Here is an 18,551-nt window from a genome sequence, read left to right on the forward strand (position 1 = left end):
TGCTAATCTCCCTATATAGCATAACCAAGGCGGGAATATTCATGAGCTATCTTACCATTTGTTTAAGGCGGGCAAATACCTCCTCCGCCTCTTTCTCCATGCGTTCAAAGAGCTCTGCCACGGTGGGAATGTCTTCGATTAAACCGGCCACCTGGCCGGCCCAGCCGAATCCCTCCTCCCATTTTCCTTGATGAATCAATTTTCGATTCGTCTCTCCGCTAATCCAATCTTTTAATCCCTCATACCCTACACCTTTTCCTTCCAATTCAAGAATTTTCTCCGTTACGGGATTCTTGAGCGCCCTGGCCGGCGTCCCCAGACTTCTTTTAATCACCACCGTATCGGTCTCCTTCGCCTTTAAAATCGCCTCTTTATAGACCGGATGGGCATGGACACACTCCTGCGTCGCAATAAAACGGGTTCCCATCTCAATTCCTTCCGCTCCCAAGGCGAGCGCGGCCACGAGCCCTCGTCCGTTATAAAACCCGCCGCTGGCAACTACAGGAATCTTAACCGCCTCAACCACCCGGGGGATCAGAACCACTGTTCCCAGGTCATCTCTGCCCAGATGGCCTCCCCCCTCTTGCCCCACGACCATAACCGCATCCGCCCCCAATTCCTCCGCCTTCCGGGCCTGTCTCACCCCGGCCACGAGAACCAACTTCTTGATCGAGGTGCCCGATAGAAAGTCAAAAAAAGGTTTTGGATTTCCCCCCGTCACCGAAACGATCCCGACCCCTTCTTCGACCACCACACTTAACATCTCTTCAAAGGGACGCCCGTGCTGTCCGATTGCAAAGTTCACCGAAAACGGATGCTTTGTGAGTTCCCTTACCTTGCGGATTTCCTGCCGCAGAGCCTCCGGGGAAGGGAGGGTCATGGCCGTAATTTGGCCCAATCCCCCCGCATTGGAGACGGCCGCCGCCAAATCGGCATAAGCTAAATAAGCTAATCCCCCCTGAATGATGGGGAGTCGAATCCCCAACAATCGGGTTAACCTCGTATCCATTTTTCCTAAATCCTCCATTTCGTCGGAAAGTAAGATTTAAAACAGGGCTATATCCTCATTCGCTCTCTTTCTCTTTTTTCCTCCTAAAAATATTCTTCTCCCCTCATTCTCTCAAAAGTTCATCTTGGTTTATTGCTTTTTTCGCTGTTTTTGATATACTTTTTGATGTTTTAATTTTTTAGAGACAGGGGGGAGCAAAAATGGATCTCTCTCGCCAGCAGGAGACCCCGCTCTTTACAGGACTCATCAATCACCGTAATCGAAATCCCATCCAGTTTCATATCCCCGGCCATAAGAAGGGGAAAGGAATGGATGAAGAGTTCCGCCAATTTATCGGTGAAAATGCCCTAAGCATAGATCTCATCAATATCAGCCCCCTTGACGACTTGCATGCACCCCATGGCATCATCATGGAAGCTCAGAAATTGGCGGCAGAGGCTTTTGGCGCCGATCATACCTTCTTCTCCGTTCAAGGGACGAGTGGAGCCATCATGGCCATGGTTTTATCCGTCGTAAAACCGGGGGAAAAGATCATCGTACCCCGAAATGTCCATAAGTCGGTCCTTTCTGCCATCATCTTTGCCGGTGCGATCCCCATTTTCATTCACCCCGTGATGGATCAAACCTTAGGTATCGCCCATGGAATTACCACCTCTGCAGTAAAAAAGGCATTAGCCCAACATCCTGATGCCAAGGCGATTCTCATGATTAATCCCACCTATTTCGGAATCGCGGCCAACCTGAGGGAAATTGTGCAATTGGCCCATCAACATGGGATTCCCGTCCTCGTCGACGAAGCCCATGGCGTCCATATTCACTTTCATCCGGATCTTCCCGACTCCGCGATGCAGGCAGGAGCGGACATGTCCGCCACCAGCGTCCATAAACTGGGGGGATCCCTGACCCAAAGCTCCATCCTTAATGTGAAAGAGGGGATTGTGAAGGGGGAGCAGGTTCAACCGATCTTAAGTATGCTCACCACCACCTCCACCTCGTACCTTCTCCTCGCTTCCTTAGACACAGCCCGAAGACAGCTCGCCCTCCACGGCAAAGAATTGCTGGATCGAACCATCGCCTTGGCGGAGAAAACCCGTAAAGCGATCAATAAGATTCCAGGTCTTTACTGCATGGGGGATGAAATATTGGGTGAAGAGGCCACCTTTGCTCTAGACCCCACAAAGCTGACAATTCACGTGAGCGAATTAGGACTGAGCGGATACCAGGTGGAAAAGTGGCTCAGGGAACATTATTCCATCGAAGTGGAATTGAGCGACCTGTATAATATCCTCTGCATCTTTACCCCGGGAGATCGGGAAGAAGATGCCGAGATCCTCGTTAGAGCTTTGCACGATCTATCCAAGACCTTCTATACCGAAGGAAAAAGGGCGCATATCGAAATTCATCTTCCAAAGATTCCCGTTCTCGCCCTAAGCCCCAGAGAAGCCTTCTACGCAGAGACAGAGAGAGTCCCCCTGCACCAGGCCGCAGGGAAGATTATGGCGGAGTTTATCATGGTTTACCCGCCGGGAATCCCCATCCTCATGCCCGGGGAGATTATCACGGAAGAGAATATCCGCTACATCGATGAGAATATCGAATCGGGACTTCCCGTGCAGGGCCCTGAAGATCCCACCCTGAAATACGTGAAAGTGATCCGGGAGTTTACCGCCGTAAAGTAGGATTGGTTCTTCCCTAGCCATTTTATAATCGAGTAAGAGGCGGGGGGGCCCCGCCGTTTCCGTGCGATTCTTATTCATAAATTGACAAACCCATCAAACGTGCCGCCGGTCTTTTGGACGACGGTGGCCGAAACCTCATTGGCCAGTTCACATGCGGCTTCCACCCCAAGTCCACTTGCGATTCCACTAATGAAAGCACCCGTATGAGAATCACCGGCACCAATGGTGTCGACAACATCCACACGCTTGGCTGGAACAACACCCAAATTTCCATCCTCCAGGTAATAACAACCTTTTTCACCCAACGTGACGACTACTACCTCCCCGGTGATTTTCTGAAGGGTTTTCATAGCTTCTTCCAGAGGCTTATTGGGAATCAATACCTCGAGCTCATCTTGATTGCAATGAACGATCGTTCCAGATTGGAGCAAATCATTCAAGATAGTTTCTTTTATGAAGGAGACCCTTGGACCCGGATCAAAAACCACTTTTGCATCAGGAGACTTTTTCCGTATCACTTGCTCGATCAATACTTCCCCTGCTGCTTCCAGTTCATAACCTGAAAGATAAATAAAATCATAGTCTCTTACATCGATCTTTTCAAACCAATCCTTTTTCCAATTCGTCTCAATTCCTGGAATCGATAAAAACGTTCGTTCCCCGCCCTTTTCGACAAAGGAAATATTCCAGCCATTATCCTCTGTATCGTCCTCTACGACAATAGGGATATTCCTTTTCCTCAATTCATCACGAATGATATCCGAATATGGGCCTACTCCAATTGGGACAAACATGGTATGCTGCAGGCCGAAATGTTGAATGACCTGCTGTACATTATAGGCACAGCCCCCGACAATCATCTGTTCAAGCCGACCATAAATATCTTCACCCGTTTTCGGCAATTTATCTACGTGAACGACAATATCGATTACTGCAGCACCAATTACGAGAATCCGTTTATCTGACATTGGCACTGATTTCATCTTTACTTCCCTCCTCTTTGAGGAAGAATCGAAGTACGGCAAAACTGATCCAGCTGAAAATAAAGGCAAGCAATAAGCCCAAACTATTATCTCTGAAAATGCCAACCGCAAACGGGCCACTGAAAAAGTCGGTATTCGTAAATAGAAAACCGATGACTGTCCCGATTGCCCAACTGATGACCCCATTTTTATTCATCTTGTTTTTTCCGGAAGAATCAAGCAATTCAAGTGCATACCCATTTTTCCGATTAAAATAGTAGTCGGCAACGAAGACGGCAGCCCAGGCAGCGATTCCGATTCCAAGCAGTCCAAGGAATAATTGAAAATTATACAAGAAATCTCGTGATATAAAAAGTACATAGATCGGTATTAATAACATGATCACTCCGTGAATCGCTAAAGAAGTCCGGTCGGAAACGTTAATATTCAATGTTTCCAAGTTAACCCGTGCCGATTTCAGACTAATAATGCATTGGGGTACCAGTCCACCAACTGCGGTGATAAAATATATAACGGTAATCCAAGATGGAAGAGCAGCACCGATGACATCAATCGGATTGGCGGATGTTGCAATATCAGGTAATGACGTGCTTAATAAAATACCGACAAACATAATAACAAATAGTGGAATAACGGCACCGAAGACAACACTCATAAAAACGGCAGAATTTTTATTACTTGGATTCTGATAGGCACTGTAATCGGCACCAGCTATCGCCCAGCTGATCCCGGTTCCAGCCATAATGATCGAAACTGCCGGAAGGAAACCGCTCAACCAGCTGCCATTAGGCATATCGATCAGCTGTTGCCAATTGGTCTCCGGTAGTAAAATGAGCAATATGACCAGGGTCAGTCCTCCAAAAACGAATGTGAAAAACGTTTGCAATTTAGCCAATTTGTTTTGATCGAGTAAGCCGGATAATAAGATGAGGGCTGTGAAGATGACTAAGCTGATAACTGTCGTTGTATTACTACTTCCGATTTGCAACACATTGGCAAGCGAAAGAAGAATCAATGTACCGGTCACAACGTTAACCGAAAGCCAGCCGACGAGGTTGAGCCAACCAAGAAAATTGGGAATCCAATTCCCTTTCGTCCCGAAAGCGGCCCTTGACAGCATAAATGTGGTAATCCCATTTTTCTTCCCGGCAATACTGATATAGCCAACCAACACAAAGGAAAATGCAGCCACCAATGCAGCAAGTGTCGACTGGATAAAGCTTAACTGAAAACCGACAATCATTGCCCCGTAAACGACACCGAGGATACCAATATTGGCAGCAAACCAAATAAAGAATAAATCTTTCGGTTTACCAACCCGTTCTTCCCGTGGCACAGTGATTTGCTCTTCAATTTTTCGCATGTTCGCTACCTCCATTTTAATGTATTTTGATAAGTGACAATTTGATCGGCATATTTCCCCATGTTTACCGAATTGCTTTGATCAATTTGGCGAATCCATGCTGGATCGATATTTGTTGCACCTTGCTTCGCCCCGCATATCGCTGTTGCCATCGCACCAATCGTATCGGTGTCTCCGCCAATATTGGCGCATAGTAACGCACAGCGCTCCACTGTTTTTGCATAATAGGCAATGCTCAGTGCGGCAGGGACAGATTCACTCGTTGCAACACCAGTACCGATCACATCGTAAATCTGTTTCGTAAAAGCTTCTTCATCATGAGCAAACTCCTCCACGTACGTAAGTCCGAGTTTCAAACGAGCCTTTAAAGAAGGGCTGAATGTTTCGGCACCATACAAAATGGCCGTATCATATACATTCATTGTATAATCGATGATCTCATCCCAATTTCTTCCTTCACAGGCAGCACTCACTGCTATGGCAATCATCGAGGCTCCCGCAATCGCAACATCAGACGTATGTGTGACCTTGCTTACTTTCCACACATAATCTACGAGATCTTTTTCATCTTCAGGGGTGAATAGACAGCCGATTGGCGCAATTCGCATCGCTGCTCCATTGGTTACCGCTCGAGCAGTGACATCGCTTGCATCTTCACCTTTTTTTACCGCGAGTAAAGCAGCTTTCGAACTCGGTCCCAATATATCATTTTCAAATGCATTCGTTTTATCGGCCCAAGCAATTAATTTATTCGCAATTATTCGGTCATCAGGACGAAATTGATTTTCGATTAAAGCATCCAATATTAATAGCGCTTGTGTTGTATCATCGGTGTACTGGCCTTTGGTAAAATTTCGAGCCACTTCATTGGATTCGGGGCCATCCAAAAAAGTATCGATCTTACCGAAATATGCCTTTACTTTTTTTCTGCTCCATAATTCCGATGGCATCCCCATCGCATCGCCAATGGCCATCCCGTAAAGTGTACCCAAAATTTTATCTTTCCTATTGTTCATCGCGTGATCGCTCATGCTATCCCTCCATGATCCAATCTTCGAAACCCGAGATTACATGTTAATAACTACATGTTAATAACAAAGTTGAAATTGGCATCCTGGCTATAAACAACATCAACCTGTTCCATGACGTTGCCTTTAGTATCAAAAACTTCACCTAGCACATTCAGTAAAGGTTGCGGAGATGATAAACCAAAATAATCCATCAATTCATCCGTTGCTAAAATTGCTTTTACACTTAGCTGGGCATTGTCCGGTTTGGTATCATATTCCGTTTTCAATGTTTCGTAAAGCGACCTTGTAGAAAAATCAATTCTATCGAGGCCGGGAAAGGCTTTCAACGACAAAACTGAAGTATCTAACGTGATCCATTGAACGTTATCCTTCCTTTTAAATCCGCGTAAACGCACAAGTTTCAAATACCTTTCATTTTGTTTAAAAAAAGTTTCGTGTGTAATCACTTTTGTAACAGGTGTTTCATTTACCTGTTTCGCATAATCGGAAAAACCGCTGAAATTCCATATATTCTTGCGCACGGAACGTAATTTGACAAACGTGCCTTTTCCATGAACCCGTTCAATAATGCCATCGTTCACCAGAATGTTCAACGCTCGTTGAATCGTCGTTCTTGTCACCCCGTATTTTTTGGTCAACTCACTTTCCGAAGGTAACAAATCCCCTTCCACGTATTTCCCCGCTAAGATCTGTTTTTTTAAATCATCTGCGATCTGTAAATAGATTGGCATAAAATTTTCCCGATTTAGAGTCATTTGTTGCCTCCTTTAACTTGTATACTCGAATAGACAAGTTGGTGTGTCAACGCTCTCATATCTAAGATATAACCTGATCAAAAAAATGTCAAGTAATAAAACGGCTGTTAGAGTAAAATAAACCCTATAGACAGCGCCCATGCCGGGCACACTATAAAAAAGGCTTTCCCGCATGGGAAGCCTTTTTGATGTGAACGTCCCGCACAACCGGGTTGCGACTCAGAGGCCATGGACGTTTGCGCTTTTCAGGATCAGTTCTTTCCTTTTCCTTAATCCTCGTCGTTCTCCCGTTCTTGATCACAGCGATGATCTTCTGAAACCGCATACAAAATCGTTACTTTTTCATCCCGCACATAATCTAACACTTGGTTGCATTTCTGACATACTATAATGCCCATAAAGATTCACTCCCCCTCTTTTTTGATTATATATTATGAAATATCATTAATTGTTGCGTCATATTTAGTTTATTAAGTTATTCTATTTATGTCAACCCCTTGATTTATTCGTCACATAAAAGCCAAAAAAATCCCTTCCACCAGGAAGGGATTTAGGAATATGGAAGGGAAAACGGTTCTCTTTAAGTGATCCTTAATACTGAGGCTCATACGGGAGAGAAGGAATATACTCCTCAAAGAAATGAACCATCCGCTCCACATCATCTTCATGGTGAATCTGGAAGGTCTTTTTGAGCCATTCCTTATTGCTCAGTTCAAAGGGACTGACCAAGACTGCCTTTCCCGTCAGCATGTCGATCACAATCGGCTTCCCGAAAAAGCGGTTGGTATAAAGGATGCCGAAGTCATATCGGGCGTGTTCTGAATGAAAACCGACAAACCGGATCTGCGTCAGCTCAGAATGATCGTACAAACCTTCAAATGCGTGCACCGTGAAACGCCTCCTTTTCATTCAGATGATGGCCATAAGCCTGCTTTACATCCATGCATAGGGGTATGGGGAAACACCTTTTGCGGTAAAGTAATAGGAGGAGGTGATTCTCTGTTGAAGAAAAAGGGTAAGGAAAGTGAGGCTAACAAGTTCTTGGTCAATTGGGGCGAAAAGATTCCTCCGGAGGAGATGGCAGGAGATTCGATCACCGATGATCTCCTACCCTACAATGATGCCGAGGAAAATCTGGAATACCGCTCTCAGCTCCCATTAGGCTACCCCTTTATGCACCCTATGCACGACGCAACCTTAGATACGTACGGCGAAGAGGGAAAATCCAAATAATTCTCGGCAGTGAGGGCTCTCCGAGGAGGAGAACCCTTTTCTATTGTTTACTATTATAGCAATTCATTCATGGGAAGTCAAGATGTTGTCTGAAAAGTCAATTTTTGTTCGTTTTTTAGCCTTTCATGGTGCCGTTCCTACCCCTTCTTGGGGTTCTCCCTTTCTTTCGGTCCTTTTATCTTCTTCCCTCGACCACTCTTCGAGGGAAAGAAAGGGATTGTCACTCCGTTTAAGCCAGGAGAGTTTCTCCTCCCCTTGAACTTCAACGGCAATGAAATCGAGGAGCTCCTTAAAGAGGGCAAGGACGGCATGACTGTACCGGTTCTCCATCGACTTAAGGGCTTTAGCCAATTGGAAGGAATGAAGATTTTGTTGATAATATTGGAGGACCAATTCCCGTCCTTCGTCGGTGATAAACACATTGACGACCCGACCATCCTGTTCACTCTTCTCAATGGTAACCAATCCCTTTTCCATCAATTTCCTAACATGAATCACAATCGATGAAGTATGCCAGAAGGTCCACTCTGCTATGGTGGTGATGCGAACCCCCCCATTACAGTAAAGGATGAAGAGAATGTTTAGCTGAATAGAAGAATCCAGGCCAAGGCGGGTGGCAGCACTTTCAAGGTCTTGTTTATTCGCCGCCGAAATCGCCCGAAATGCGTTTAAAACCAATTGCAAATCCAACCCATGATTTCGCTCCATAATCCCCAATCCCCTTCTTTTTTCCGTAGAATTTTTTATTTCTAAATCTTTATTTAAAATATATTTTATAATAAAGTGAAACGCTTGCCAATACTATTTTAATTATTACGAATTATTTTTTCTGAGATCCTGCCTCTTCTTTCTTGTTCTTCATCTTCCCGTTCTGGTATGATGAAAGAAAGCGAGCGATTTGAATCAGATGGGAGTGATAAAAAATGCCACAGAGCGCTTATATTAAGATCCTTGAACTTTCAAAGAAAGAACGTCTTACCCTGGAGGAATTAAAAGGAGCCATCGAGCATTATATTGAAATGACAACAAAAACGGGGGAACAATTGGATTGGGGCTATGAGAAGGCTGCCTTCCCTTACACGCTGGAAATGAAGGGGGAAGGGGAGAAACATTGGTTTTACCTAAAAGGGAAGAATCCCAATTTATATCGAGTCATTCTGGTCGGGTTAGGAGAGACGGAGGATGGCAAGGATGTGATCCAGATTACGCTTCCCGATCCTTCCACCCACGGAGACAAAGGCAAAGCAAACGAGTTATCCCGCTATCTGGCTAAACATTTTAAAGCAGAGCTTACACTATTTAATGGTCGGATTCAGTCTTTTCTGTGAAAATCCCTTTCATGCCGGAATGGTGTTGAAAAGGCCGGTTCATCAAACCGGCCTTTTTCCTTTAGATGATGATAAAACAAAAGTTCTTCAAACAAAATAGAGATGGCTTAAATAAGCACTTAACGTTCCTATCGTTGCTCCTACGATCACATCACTGGGATAATGAAACCCGAGATAAACCCGGGAAAAGCCAACCAGCAACGCGATGGCGAGAAAAAAAGGAGAGAAGAGCGGGAGATATAAAGCCAGAACGACCATCACCGAGAAAATGGCTGTCGTATGGCCCGAGGGGAAGGAATAATCCTTCATCGGCTTTAAAGTAAAACGGGCATTCTCTAATGCCATATAAGGACGCTGCCTTGAAAAAAGAGACTTAATCCCCTGGGCCAATAAATGGCTTCCCACCAAGGAAAAAAGAGCTTCATAGCCCATCGTGCGGATCCAGCCATGAAAGGGGAGGATCATAAGAAGAACCAACAAGACGGTAAAACCGGTTCCTCCCAGATGGGTAATCCGAGGGAGCCAACGGTCCAGCCATTCCTTTTGCATCCGCTGGTTGAAGAAGCAAAAAAGGGTCTCATCCTTATCTAAAATCCAGACAAACAAGCGATTCATCTTTTTCCCTTCCCCTTTCACCCTATAACAGTACTATTATACTTTAGTTCCAGGAGAAAGAAATAAAGAAGAGATAAAAAAATTGTAAAGAAACATTAACGAGACTCTATTTTCTTCTCTGCAATCGTGTAAAACGTCTCTCCCAACGATGGAATTTTCATCTGCAGGCGAAATTTATAGGAGCCGGCTTGATTAAAACGAGCGTTGCTTACTTGGAAGCTAATCCAGGCATCCTCCCCGCTGTTCTTCACCACACCGGGGGTTACCTTAAACTCATCCTTGCCCGCACTGCCCGGCGTATCGACGTCAAGTCTTAATTCCACGTCTTCATCGGGCAGGTTCTCAACCTCCGTATAGACGTAAAAGGAATCGAGGAATTCCCCCTTCTTCACCTTGCTGAAGGGGCCGGCGATGACGAATCGATCTTCCTTCTTTCCCACCGTCGTGGCGGTTACCATCTGCACATCCGGTTTGATCAAAGAGATGGTACGGTGGGAAGAATCCCATATCAGAACGGCATGGAGGGCATCGGCCATTTTCTTAAAGAAGGCTTGGATGCGATCCAGTTCACGGGTGAGGATAAATTGAAGGGGAGCCTTATACTCGTAAATCACCTCGTTATTCATCTTTAATTGATCCATATCAAAGGTGGGATCGGAGAATCCCCGGGCCTGAGCCAGTCCGGCAAAGAGAAAAGAAAAGAGGAGAAAGAGCAGAAAACTCTTACGCCACACGTCTGGACACCTTCTTTTTCATTTTCGGTCTCATCTGTTTATACGCATTTTTGGGAGAGAAGTTGTGGTTTGAGGGTAGGATGGCTGTACACGCTTCCGCATCGGAGGATATAATAGGGGAGATAATGAGAAAGGCCGCCCCAAAAGAATATACCCATAACAGGGGGAGCGAAAGAGGAAATAGGAGGAGAAGAAGGCAGGATGGAAAATATGGAAATCCGAAAAGTTGTAACCGATGCAGATTGGGATGCCGTCATGGGGATACGATATCAAGTCTTCGTAGAAGAACAACAGGTTCCCCTCTCCATCGAGGTTGATTCATGGGACAGACATCCACTCACCCAATTCCTCCTCGCAGTGAACGAGCGAGGAGAGGGGATCGGATGTTTGCGACTTCGCCCCTATGATGAAACAAGTAATGTGGGGAAAGTGGAGAGGGTGGCCGTAGTAAAAAAAATGCGTGGAAAGAAGATCGGAGCCAAGCTGATGGAGGAGGCGGAAAGGTTAGCCTTAAAGACCGGTTTTATGAAGCTTAAGCTAAATGCCCAGCTTCATGCCCATTCCTTCTATGAAAAGCTGGGCTATGTAAGCGTAGGCGAAGTTTTTGAGGAAGCGGGGATTCCGCACATCGCCATGGAAAAAGAGATCGGTTAAGTTCGGACGTCCGGCATCTCATTCCGCTTCCTTAAGAAAAAGCCTACCTCCTTAAAAACCGCCGTCGTCTTTGTTTGACGTGCGGCGGACAGGAAATTTTCTTATGAACATGAAATCTTTGATTTGAATGTTCCCCTTAATAGCCAAGAATGTGATACCCACTATCGACATGAATGATTTCCCCTGTAACGGCCCTGGAGAAGTCGCTTAAAAGGAAGTAAGCCACATCACCGATCTCTTCCTGGGTCACATTCCTTCGCAGGGGGGCCTTCTCTTCGATCGTATGGAGAATATCGTTAAATCCGCTTACCCCTTTCGCCGAAACCGTGCGAATCGGTCCCGCAGAAATGGCATTTACACGGATGCCCGCCTTTCCTAAGTCATTGGCGAGGTATCGAACGGAAGCATCCAGAGAAGCCTTGGCCACGCCCATGATATTATAATTCTGAACCACGCGCTCACCCCCCAAATAGGTAAGGGTAACAATGCTTCCTCCTTCCTTCATAAGGGGTTTTAGCGTGCGAGCCACCGCGATCAGAGAATAGACGCTCACATCGTGAGCGATATGAAATCCTTCCCTGGAGGTGTTGATAAACTCTCCTTCCAGCTCTTCCTTTTTAGCGAAGGCGATACAATGGGCGATCCCATGAAGTGTGCCGATATCTTCGGACAATGATCGATACAAAGCCTCAATCTCCTCATCTTTCGTGACATCACATGGATAAAGGAGGGAACCTTTCTGTTCCAACGTGGCGACCAGCTCTTCTACGTTCTCCTTCACTCGATCGCCTTGGTATGTAAAGACGAGGCGAGCCCCTTCCCGATCCAACGCTTGGGCAATCCCCCAGGCAATGCTCCTTTTATTGGCCACTCCCATGACTACATATGTTTTCCCCTCTAACGATTTACTCATCTTCATCCTCCCTTTTCAAAAGAAATACCCCTTCATAATCAAAGAGAGTATATCATATGTGGTACTCCTTTTCCATGGGGAGTCGGGGGTCGCATCGGTATTGTAGCCAAGAAAAAACACCTGTTTCCAGGTGGTTAAATGGGGGGCTCTTCTTTATCTGCTCTGTCCGTTCCTTGATTCCCCTCTTTATTCCCAAATTGCTTCACCATCTCCTGCAATTTATCCACAACTTGGGGGGCGAGATCAAGGAGACGATCAAAAAGATGCGTAGAGGATTCCAGGGGAACTAACTTTACACCGGCCGTCCCTACGACGAGAAATCCGATGGGTGTGATAGAGATCCCCCCACCGCTTCCGCCCCCGAAAGGCAAACCTTTTCCCGAATCTTCCCCGCCTCTTCCACCTTCTCGATTTTTCCCGCCATCAGGGTTCCATTCAAATTCCGTACCTCCTGCCACAAAGCCGAATCCAACCTTCGATATGGGGAGGATCACTTCGCCTCCAGGGGTTTCCACAGGGTCACCAATGATCGTAGAAACATCGACCATGTTTTTTATGTTCTCCATCGCGGTGCTCATCAAGCCCTGAATAGGATGCTCTTCCATGATTTTTCACGTCCCTTTCTTAAATTCCAGATCAGAAGGATTGCCGTTTTGATCGCCTGACCTAATGAAAAACGTAAGGTGAGATCGAGATAGGTACGAAATCTTTCTCCTGCGTAATGGGGGATCACCCGGATCTCCGGTGACTCAGTAAGGATCATAAAATGCCCTAAGCCCATGAGGGTAACGCCCTTAAGATTCCAGAGGAGACCCACCAAGATGGCCGTTAAAGCCGCATCTTCCGTTCCCAACTCGGTGTGCCATGAAAAGCGCTTCACTTTTATTTTGGCCAAAAAACCCTGAATGATACAATAAAAATCCCGGATTCGATCGATCCATTCCTTCATTCCCCTACGTATTTTTTGGATCTCCTGATAAGAGATACGGTCCGTCTTCCGGTTTCCTTCCGCAAAGGGGGAATCTGTTTCATGCCGTAGGGTGATCCCCTTTCCCCCGAGTTTTAAGAGGGGAATTTCTTTCCGGATTGGGATGAGGAAAAGAAGGCGAACAAAGATGTTTAAAGAATCGTTCTCCCCGTTCTTTTGTAATGACATATGAATATGTACCGGCGATAACCAAAAAAATATTCCTATCCCGATGATGATAAAAAGAACCAGTATAGTTCCGATCCCTGTTCACCTCCAGGTTAAAGCTCCCTCTTCCTTAGATTACCCACAATATTCCATCCCATCCAAAAAAGAACCTGCTACAATTTCTTGTAGCAGGCTAAGCGAAAGGGAGAAACTTGAAAATGGTGGTTTCAAATGACATTATACGCCATTAGGTATTTTTTTTAAAGTGCAATCATTACAAAGGACAAACTTATTTCACCTTCACCGTAACCGGATCGAGAATATAAACCGTCAACTCCTTTTTAACTCCGAACTTTAGCGCTTCCTCCAAGGAATTCATATAGAGGTCCACCTTAAGTTCCCTGATCTCGTCGCCCCGATCTGCCGCGACGGCAAAACCATAGCCGGGAATATAAAGCTGTGTTCCATACGGGATCACGGTAGGATCGACGGAGACGATTCCCTGCCGCACATCCCAGCCTAAAGCCGTGCGGTTCGAAATTTCCTTCTCTTTGTTGGAGTAGGCGGTCGCCTTAACCTTCACCTTCTGGAAATAGAGAACGGGGATATCGCTAACCTCTTCCTTCTTAATCTCCGGGAGGGATAGGCGTTGATACAAGGTTTTATAAATCAGTTGTACGGCCTCTGCCCTCGTGGCATCCTTCCGGGGATCCAGCTTCAAGTCCCTGGAACCGCTGATGTACCCTTTGGCAACCGCATAGGCGAGGAGGGAACGGAAAGGCGGATCCACCGTTTTTTCATCGGAAAATTTATCTAAAACTTTTAGGTTGGAAAACTTCTGGGCAACCACGCCCTCTCCCAGGCTTCTAAGCAGAAGATCGATCATGTTCTCCCGGGAGAGGGGAGAATCGGGATAGAAATATTCTCCTTTTCCATCGATCCACCCCATTTGGTAGGCGGTCTCAACATAAGGGCGATACCAGGCATCGGAAGGCAGATCTTTGTAAGAAAGTTGACGGGCACCAGTTGGGGTAATCCCCTTCACCGTAAGCAATATGTAAATATACTCAGCCCGGGTAATTGCTTTTTCAGGCGAAAAAACGGTTTCGTCTTTGAAGGGGAGGGCTCCCATATTGTAGAGGGCTTCCGCCGCCTCTTTTGCCCAGTGCTGCTGAAGATCCTCAAAAATGACGGCTGTGGTTTGTATTTCTTCGCCGTCTGCGGCAAAAACCGGATTGAAGGACAATAGGATAAAGAGGAGCGCTGTGATCATCATCCATCTCTTTTTCATTCTCAATCCCCCTATTGGATGAAAATAAAAGAAGCCTACAGAAAGAGAAGAAACTCTTCCCGTGGCTTCTTATCAAAAAACAAACAAGCGCATCATTTTACCTACCACGACAATCGTATCCTCTCCAGGACGCTTACGAGGTTAGCTGACGGGTTAGGACGTAAGAGTGGCCCTTCTCTAAATGAGATTCACCCCGAAATTGGATCCCCCGCTCCCAACGTATTGGGATTCAGCGATCTGACACGAAAGAAACCTTTCTTCGATTTTCATTTATTATAGCCGATTTCTCGACCTATGTAAATGGGAAAATGGCGGTTCACAAACCGCCATTTTGGAAGCAAGGTATGAAATTAGAAGCTTTTCCCAGCCATCTGTTGTTGGGCGTAGCTTACAAGACGTTTCGTGATCTCTCCCCCGACAGAACCGTTTGCCCGGGAAGTGGTATCGGCGCCTAGCTGAACCCCAAATTCGGAAGCAATCTCATATTTCATCTGATCGAGGACTTGAGATGCTTGAGGAACCAGCAACTGGTTGGTGTTACGGGAGCGGGTGTTTTCAGCCAAAATGGTTCACCTCCTTATTGATGGTGTACTATTAGAATGATCTCTTTTTCTTCTTTCATGCTAGAAATTTATACTAACTCCAGGAGGGGAGGAACTCATAAGATCGGACGAACTGCCTGAGGGTTCGTTACTGGGTGATGACGGACCCTGCCATGTGTTGTTGGGCATAGCTGACCAAACGCTTGGTGATCTCTCCCCCGACGGAACCATTGGCCCGGGAAGTGGTATCGGCTCCTAACTGAACCCCAAATTCTGAGGCGATTTCGTACTTCATTTGGTCCAAAGCCTGTGCCGCTTGTGAAACCAACAATTGATTCGTATTATTGGAACGATTCTCTTGAGCCATCGTTATCACCTCCTCTACTTGGTGTATTCATAGGATGCCCTCTATTTACAGGTTGATACTATGGAAAGATTGGAGCTTTAGGAAAATGAAAGAATCATCTCCTCCCATTCCTTGGGGGCTCCGGTAAACGTTTCGGCCCCCTGTGCAGTTACGATCACATCATCCTCAATGCGGACTCCTCCAAAGTCCGGAATGTAAATGCCCGGTTCTACCGTAAAAACATTCCCCACTTCCACAATCTCCCCATTATGACCATGGACCGAAGGGAATTCATGCACGTCTAGCCCCAGTCCATGACCCAAGCGATGGATAAAGTAAGAACCGTAACCCTCCGCCTCAATCACGCGACGGGCCTCTTCATCCAAAGATCGATACAGGATACCGGGTTTAACCATGGAGATGGCGCTTTGCTGAGCTTTAAGGACCGTTTTATAGACCATTTCATGTCTTTTTGTAGGCTTGCCTAAAAAAAAGGTGCGGGTTATGTCGGAATGATACCCTTGATAGGGAATTCCCAAATCGAAGAGAAGATACTCGCCCTCAAGAATCGGACGATCCTCCGGGATCCCATGGGGAAGGGCTGACTTCGGCCCGCTTAATACCATCGTATCAAAGGACATTCTCTGAACTCCTCGCTCCTTAGCCAGTCCCTCCAATAGGGTAACCATTTGTCTCTCCGTCATCCCCTTTTTTAATGAGCGTATCCCTTCCATCAAAATTTCATCCAGCATTTTGCCCGCTCGGCGGAGAAGATCCTGTTCTTCCCGGCTTTTTACCCCCCTCAGCTTTGCCAGAAAAGGATGAAGAGAGCGGAAAATGAGGGATGGGCTGATCTCCTTAAGCCATTCCACCCGCTCCAGGGTAATCACCTCTTTTTCCACCCCGAATACACCTTCCGTTAGATCGGTCATGATCTTTCGAATCAGAGGCAAAGGACCTTCATCATCGGTATAACTTACCACTTCTTTTAGATAGGCGTTTGCCCTTTCCCGTTCCAACTGAGGAACCAAAAATACCTCCTCAGACGATCGGAAAAGAAAAAGACCCATAAACCGCTCGTGGGGATCGGCCAAGTAACCGGTTAAATAATAAATGTTTGTGGGGTGAAGGACCAAAGCGCCCTCCATCCCCTCCTCTTCCATCCTCTTTCTTACCTGCTCCCGCCTTTTTTCAAATATTCCTTGCATTTTTTCTCCTCCCATGGCATCATTTTCATAGATAAATTCGCCGTGGCCCCCCGGATTCCCTCCATGATTCCGTTAAGCATAGTATCGGTACAGTTCCGCTTTTGACATGAAGACACGTCGGACCATGAGGGGTTCCGCTTGTCGATCCAGCCGATCTTTCCCTTGGGGGTGGACCATGCGCATCATCCACCGGAGATACCAATTTTTTATCCTCACTTTGAGCGTTAGAGGGGGAGAGTAGACGGTAAATCCCAAATTCTCCGCCCCCCGGTAAAGAAACGTGGTTCCCACAATCCCTTTGATTTGCTCGCGATTGGGGTGGTGATCAATAAAGCGGACGAGCCCCGGCAACGATCGGCGAATCTCCCTTAAAAGAATAAGTCCTAAAGCATGCGCCCCTTTTCGTTCAAATAAGATTCTGGCCAATTTATAGTTATGGATATGAAGCTTTACCACCAAATCTCCTTTTCTGATCATCGTTCCACCTCGGGTGTACAGGGGGGTTCGATCCCAGTAAGGCATTAAGACGACGCGGAAAAGATTTTCCCCTTTTTCCACATACTGAAGTCGGCTTGAATAGTAATAAATCCGGTCCCATAATCCCCAAACGCGCAATAAATAGGAATTCATCGCTTTGCCCCCTAGCCTAAACCAAGTTTAAGACGGAGAATGAACCCTGGAGAGGTGATATCCCTATGCTGATCTTACCTTTTGCAGAAAAGAATCCATTGATTCATCCGACAGCCTTTATCGCCAAAGGGGCGGTCGTGAGCGGAGATGTAGAGATTGGGGAATATACGAATATTTGGTATAATGCGGTGATTCGTGGGGATATTGCTCCCACACGCATCGGCAAGAAGGTAAGCATCCAGGATAATTCCACGTTGCACCAGAGCCCCCATCTCCCCCTGATCATCGAAGATGAAGCGATCATCGGCCATAATGCCATCTTGCATAGCGCCATTATTCGTCGGGGCGCCCTGATTGGTATGGGAGCCATCGTTTTGGACGGTGCGGAGATCGGAGAGCGTGCGATGGTGGCGGCCGGTGCCCTCGTCCCCCCGGGGAAGAAAATTCCTCCCCATACACTATGTGTCGGTTCCCCCGCCAAAGTGATTCGGGAACTTACGGAAAAAGAAGACCTGGAATGGAGGAGGATTGTTTCTTCTTATACAGAAAAAGGACAAATTTATAAAGAGTTGGAGAAAAAAATTCAGGAATGAAGATAAATCTGGTATAATGAGAGTGTAAAAAGGATTTTGAAAATGGGGAGGGTGAGGGAATTGTTTAAGAAGATTTTGGTCGCCTATGATGGTTCCGGTCCTTCAAAGAAAGCGCTTGATGTTGCCTTAGGCTTGGTTAAAGAGGAACCCGGCACAGAACTTTATCTCGTCCATATCGTGAAATATGAACCGGTCCCAGCCAATGTATACGGGGAATTGGCCGTAGCCATCTCCCAAACCAATTTTCAAGAGGCGGCACGGAAACATGGGGAAGAAATATTACAGGAGGCGATTGATATCGCAAGCAAGGAAGGGCTGCATGGACATTCAGCCCTAATCGAAGGGGATCCTGCCTCTTCCATCATCGAATATGCCAATGAGAAAAAGGTAGATCTCATCGTGATGGGGAATCGGGGCCTTTCTCCCTTCCGGGAATTCTTCCTGGGGAGTGTAAGCCATCGGGTCACTCAGATGGCCGAGACGTCTGTGTTAATCGTAAAATAATGGTA

At 46.3% G+C, this 18,551-nt stretch carries 24 protein-coding genes and 1 riboswitch; of the genes, 6 read left to right on the forward strand and 18 right to left on the reverse strand.

Annotated features, from left to right (window positions below):
- Positions 1 to 46: 46 nt before the first annotated feature.
- Complete coding sequence (locus THEAE_RS0112540) at positions 47 to 1,009, reverse strand: NAD(P)H-dependent flavin oxidoreductase (RefSeq protein WP_005581903.1); 963 nt, start codon at positions 1,007 to 1,009, stop codon at positions 47 to 49.
- 200 nt (positions 1,010 to 1,209) lie between these two features.
- On the opposite strand from THEAE_RS0112540, the gene THEAE_RS0112545 reads away from it, so the two are divergent.
- Complete coding sequence (locus tag THEAE_RS0112545; protein WP_005581906.1) at positions 1,210 to 2,688, forward strand: aminotransferase class I/II-fold pyridoxal phosphate-dependent enzyme; 1,479 nt, start codon at positions 1,210 to 1,212, stop codon at positions 2,686 to 2,688.
- A gap of 74 nt (positions 2,689 to 2,762) precedes the next feature.
- On the opposite strand, the gene THEAE_RS0112550 is transcribed toward THEAE_RS0112545, so the two are convergent.
- From THEAE_RS0112550 to THEAE_RS0112580, 6 genes are all read right to left on the reverse strand, one after another.
- Positions 2,763 to 3,671 (reverse strand): PfkB family carbohydrate kinase, encoded by a 909-nt coding sequence (locus THEAE_RS0112550; RefSeq protein ID WP_028987717.1) that lies wholly within the window; start codon positions 3,669 to 3,671, stop codon positions 2,763 to 2,765.
- A complete protein-coding gene (locus THEAE_RS0112555; protein WP_028987718.1) occupies positions 3,646 to 5,034 on the reverse strand; it encodes a purine-cytosine permease family protein in 1,389 nt (462 codons plus the stop codon). The genes THEAE_RS0112550 and THEAE_RS0112555 overlap by 26 nt, the downstream gene beginning before the upstream one ends.
- Positions 5,035 to 5,039: 5 nt before the next feature.
- Positions 5,040 to 6,065, reverse strand: a complete 1,026-nt coding sequence (locus THEAE_RS0112560; RefSeq protein WP_245605556.1) for an ADP-ribosylglycohydrolase family protein — start codon at positions 6,063 to 6,065, stop codon at positions 5,040 to 5,042.
- 50 nt (positions 6,066 to 6,115) lie between these two features.
- A complete protein-coding gene (locus THEAE_RS0112565) occupies positions 6,116 to 6,820 on the reverse strand; it encodes a GntR family transcriptional regulator (RefSeq protein WP_005581913.1) in 705 nt (234 codons plus the stop codon).
- 269 nt (positions 6,821 to 7,089) lie between these two features.
- On the reverse strand, positions 7,090 to 7,218 hold the full coding sequence (locus tag THEAE_RS22645; protein ID WP_084213544.1) for a GapA-binding peptide SR1P: 129 nt from the start codon (positions 7,216 to 7,218) through the stop codon (positions 7,090 to 7,092).
- Positions 7,219 to 7,411: 193 nt separating this feature from the next.
- Entirely contained in the window at positions 7,412 to 7,708 is a 297-nt protein-coding gene (locus THEAE_RS0112580) for a DUF3055 domain-containing protein (protein WP_028987720.1), read from the reverse strand.
- A gap of 114 nt (positions 7,709 to 7,822) precedes the next feature.
- On the opposite strand from THEAE_RS0112580, the gene THEAE_RS0112585 reads away from it, so the two are divergent.
- A complete protein-coding gene (locus THEAE_RS0112585; protein ID WP_028987721.1) occupies positions 7,823 to 8,053 on the forward strand; it encodes a hypothetical protein in 231 nt (76 codons plus the stop codon).
- 123 nt (positions 8,054 to 8,176) lie between these two features.
- Here the strand turns inward: THEAE_RS0112585 and THEAE_RS20915 are convergent, their stop codons facing one another.
- Entirely contained in the window at positions 8,177 to 8,761 is a 585-nt protein-coding gene (locus THEAE_RS20915; RefSeq protein WP_028987722.1) for a MarR family winged helix-turn-helix transcriptional regulator, read from the reverse strand.
- Positions 8,762 to 8,976: 215 nt separating this feature from the next.
- Between THEAE_RS20915 and THEAE_RS0112595 the strand changes: the two genes are divergently transcribed.
- A complete protein-coding gene (locus THEAE_RS0112595; protein WP_028987723.1) occupies positions 8,977 to 9,381 on the forward strand; it encodes a DUF1885 family protein in 405 nt (134 codons plus the stop codon).
- A gap of 87 nt (positions 9,382 to 9,468) precedes the next feature.
- On the opposite strand, the gene THEAE_RS0112600 is transcribed toward THEAE_RS0112595, so the two are convergent.
- Entirely contained in the window at positions 9,469 to 9,996 is a 528-nt protein-coding gene (locus tag THEAE_RS0112600; protein WP_028987724.1) for a phosphatase PAP2 family protein, read from the reverse strand.
- 95 nt (positions 9,997 to 10,091) lie between these two features.
- Complete coding sequence (locus THEAE_RS0112605; protein ID WP_028987725.1) at positions 10,092 to 10,730, reverse strand: hypothetical protein; 639 nt, start codon at positions 10,728 to 10,730, stop codon at positions 10,092 to 10,094.
- A gap of 201 nt (positions 10,731 to 10,931) precedes the next feature.
- Here THEAE_RS0112605 and THEAE_RS0112610 point away from each other — a divergent pair, with 201 nt between their 5' ends.
- Positions 10,932 to 11,384, forward strand: a complete 453-nt coding sequence (locus THEAE_RS0112610; protein WP_028987726.1) for a GNAT family N-acetyltransferase — start codon at positions 10,932 to 10,934, stop codon at positions 11,382 to 11,384.
- Between the two features lie 136 nt (positions 11,385 to 11,520).
- Here the strand turns inward: THEAE_RS0112610 and fabI are convergent, their stop codons facing one another.
- The 8 genes from fabI to THEAE_RS0112650 form a co-directional block, all read right to left on the reverse strand.
- The gene (gene fabI / locus THEAE_RS0112615; protein WP_028987727.1) at positions 11,521 to 12,297 is read right to left on the reverse strand and encodes an enoyl-ACP reductase FabI; all 777 of its coding nucleotides are present in this window, start codon (positions 12,295 to 12,297) and stop codon (positions 11,521 to 11,523) included.
- 134 nt (positions 12,298 to 12,431) lie between these two features.
- Complete coding sequence (gene ytfJ / locus THEAE_RS0112620) at positions 12,432 to 12,902, reverse strand: GerW family sporulation protein (RefSeq protein WP_028987728.1); 471 nt, start codon at positions 12,900 to 12,902, stop codon at positions 12,432 to 12,434.
- Positions 12,875 to 13,453, reverse strand: a complete 579-nt coding sequence (locus THEAE_RS0112625) for a DUF2953 domain-containing protein (protein ID WP_028987729.1) — start codon at positions 13,451 to 13,453, stop codon at positions 12,875 to 12,877. Before THEAE_RS0112625 ends, ytfJ begins: the two co-directional genes overlap by 28 nt.
- A gap of 268 nt (positions 13,454 to 13,721) precedes the next feature.
- The gene (locus THEAE_RS22145) at positions 13,722 to 14,723 is read right to left on the reverse strand and encodes an S-layer homology domain-containing protein (RefSeq protein WP_052329995.1); all 1,002 of its coding nucleotides are present in this window, start codon (positions 14,721 to 14,723) and stop codon (positions 13,722 to 13,724) included.
- Positions 14,724 to 14,838: 115 nt separating this feature from the next.
- Positions 14,839 to 14,968: riboswitch (cyclic di-AMP (ydaO/yuaA leader) on the reverse strand.
- Between the two features lie 105 nt (positions 14,969 to 15,073).
- Positions 15,074 to 15,286, reverse strand: a complete 213-nt coding sequence (locus THEAE_RS0112635) for an alpha/beta-type small acid-soluble spore protein (protein WP_005581931.1) — start codon at positions 15,284 to 15,286, stop codon at positions 15,074 to 15,076.
- 127 nt (positions 15,287 to 15,413) lie between these two features.
- A complete protein-coding gene (locus THEAE_RS0112640; RefSeq protein ID WP_005581932.1) occupies positions 15,414 to 15,632 on the reverse strand; it encodes an alpha/beta-type small acid-soluble spore protein in 219 nt (72 codons plus the stop codon).
- 77 nt (positions 15,633 to 15,709) lie between these two features.
- Positions 15,710 to 16,819 carry a M24 family metallopeptidase gene (locus tag THEAE_RS0112645; RefSeq protein WP_039944458.1) on the reverse strand — a complete coding sequence of 370 codons (1,110 nt, stop codon included), beginning with the start codon at positions 16,817 to 16,819 and terminating at the stop codon, positions 15,710 to 15,712.
- 72 nt (positions 16,820 to 16,891) lie between these two features.
- Positions 16,892 to 17,449, reverse strand: coding sequence for a YkoP family protein (locus THEAE_RS0112650; RefSeq protein WP_028987731.1), 558 nt, complete (start codon positions 17,447 to 17,449; stop codon positions 16,892 to 16,894).
- A gap of 65 nt (positions 17,450 to 17,514) precedes the next feature.
- Here THEAE_RS0112650 and THEAE_RS0112655 point away from each other — a divergent pair, with 65 nt between their 5' ends.
- Positions 17,515 to 18,042, forward strand: a complete 528-nt coding sequence (locus tag THEAE_RS0112655; protein ID WP_028987732.1) for a gamma carbonic anhydrase — start codon at positions 17,515 to 17,517, stop codon at positions 18,040 to 18,042.
- Positions 18,043 to 18,102: 60 nt separating this feature from the next.
- Positions 18,103 to 18,546: a universal stress protein gene (locus THEAE_RS0112660; protein ID WP_028987733.1), complete on the forward strand. Its 444-nt coding sequence runs from the start codon at positions 18,103 to 18,105 to the stop codon at positions 18,544 to 18,546.
- Positions 18,547 to 18,551 lie beyond the last annotated feature (5 nt).

Origin of the sequence: Thermicanus aegyptius DSM 12793 (assembly GCF_000510645.1) — a bacterium.
In the GTDB taxonomy this organism is placed as follows: domain Bacteria; phylum Bacillota; class Bacilli; order Thermicanales; family Thermicanaceae; genus Thermicanus; species Thermicanus aegyptius.

Coding starts and splice junctions, on each gene's coding strand:
- THEAE_RS0112540 (WP_005581903.1), bottom strand. CDS start 1,009: ATGGATACGAGGTTAACCCGATTGTTGGGGATTCGACTCCCCATCATT.
- THEAE_RS0112545 (WP_005581906.1), top strand. CDS start 1,210: ATGGATCTCTCTCGCCAGCAGGAGACCCCGCTCTTTACAGGACTCATC.
- THEAE_RS0112550 (WP_028987717.1), bottom strand. CDS start 3,671: ATGAAATCAGTGCCAATGTCAGATAAACGGATTCTCGTAATTGGTGCT.
- THEAE_RS0112555 (WP_028987718.1), bottom strand. CDS start 5,034: ATGCGAAAAATTGAAGAGCAAATCACTGTGCCACGGGAAGAACGGGTT.
- THEAE_RS0112560 (WP_245605556.1), bottom strand. CDS start 6,065: ATGAGCGATCACGCGATGAACAATAGGAAAGATAAAATTTTGGGTACA.
- THEAE_RS0112565 (WP_005581913.1), bottom strand. CDS start 6,820: ATGACTCTAAATCGGGAAAATTTTATGCCAATCTATTTACAGATCGCA.
- THEAE_RS22645 (WP_084213544.1), bottom strand. CDS start 7,218: ATGGGCATTATAGTATGTCAGAAATGCAACCAAGTGTTAGATTATGTG.
- THEAE_RS20915 (WP_028987722.1), bottom strand. CDS start 8,761: ATGGAGCGAAATCATGGGTTGGATTTGCAATTGGTTTTAAACGCATTT.
- THEAE_RS0112595 (WP_028987723.1), top strand. CDS start 8,977: ATGCCACAGAGCGCTTATATTAAGATCCTTGAACTTTCAAAGAAAGAA.
- THEAE_RS0112600 (WP_028987724.1), bottom strand. CDS start 9,996: ATGAATCGCTTGTTTGTCTGGATTTTAGATAAGGATGAGACCCTTTTT.
- THEAE_RS0112610 (WP_028987726.1), top strand. CDS start 10,932: ATGGAAAATATGGAAATCCGAAAAGTTGTAACCGATGCAGATTGGGAT.
- fabI (WP_028987727.1), bottom strand. CDS start 12,297: ATGAGTAAATCGTTAGAGGGGAAAACATATGTAGTCATGGGAGTGGCC.
- ytfJ (WP_028987728.1), bottom strand. CDS start 12,902: ATGGAAGAGCATCCTATTCAGGGCTTGATGAGCACCGCGATGGAGAAC.
- THEAE_RS0112625 (WP_028987729.1), bottom strand. CDS start 13,453: ATGTCATTACAAAAGAACGGGGAGAACGATTCTTTAAACATCTTTGTT.
- THEAE_RS22145 (WP_052329995.1), bottom strand. CDS start 14,723: ATGAAAAAGAGATGGATGATGATCACAGCGCTCCTCTTTATCCTATTG.
- THEAE_RS0112640 (WP_005581932.1), bottom strand. CDS start 15,632: ATGGCTCAAGAGAATCGTTCCAATAATACGAATCAATTGTTGGTTTCA.
- THEAE_RS0112645 (WP_039944458.1), bottom strand. CDS start 16,819: ATGCAAGGAATATTTGAAAAAAGGCGGGAGCAGGTAAGAAAGAGGATG.
- THEAE_RS0112650 (WP_028987731.1), bottom strand. CDS start 17,449: ATGAATTCCTATTTATTGCGCGTTTGGGGATTATGGGACCGGATTTAT.
- THEAE_RS0112655 (WP_028987732.1), top strand. CDS start 17,515: ATGCTGATCTTACCTTTTGCAGAAAAGAATCCATTGATTCATCCGACA.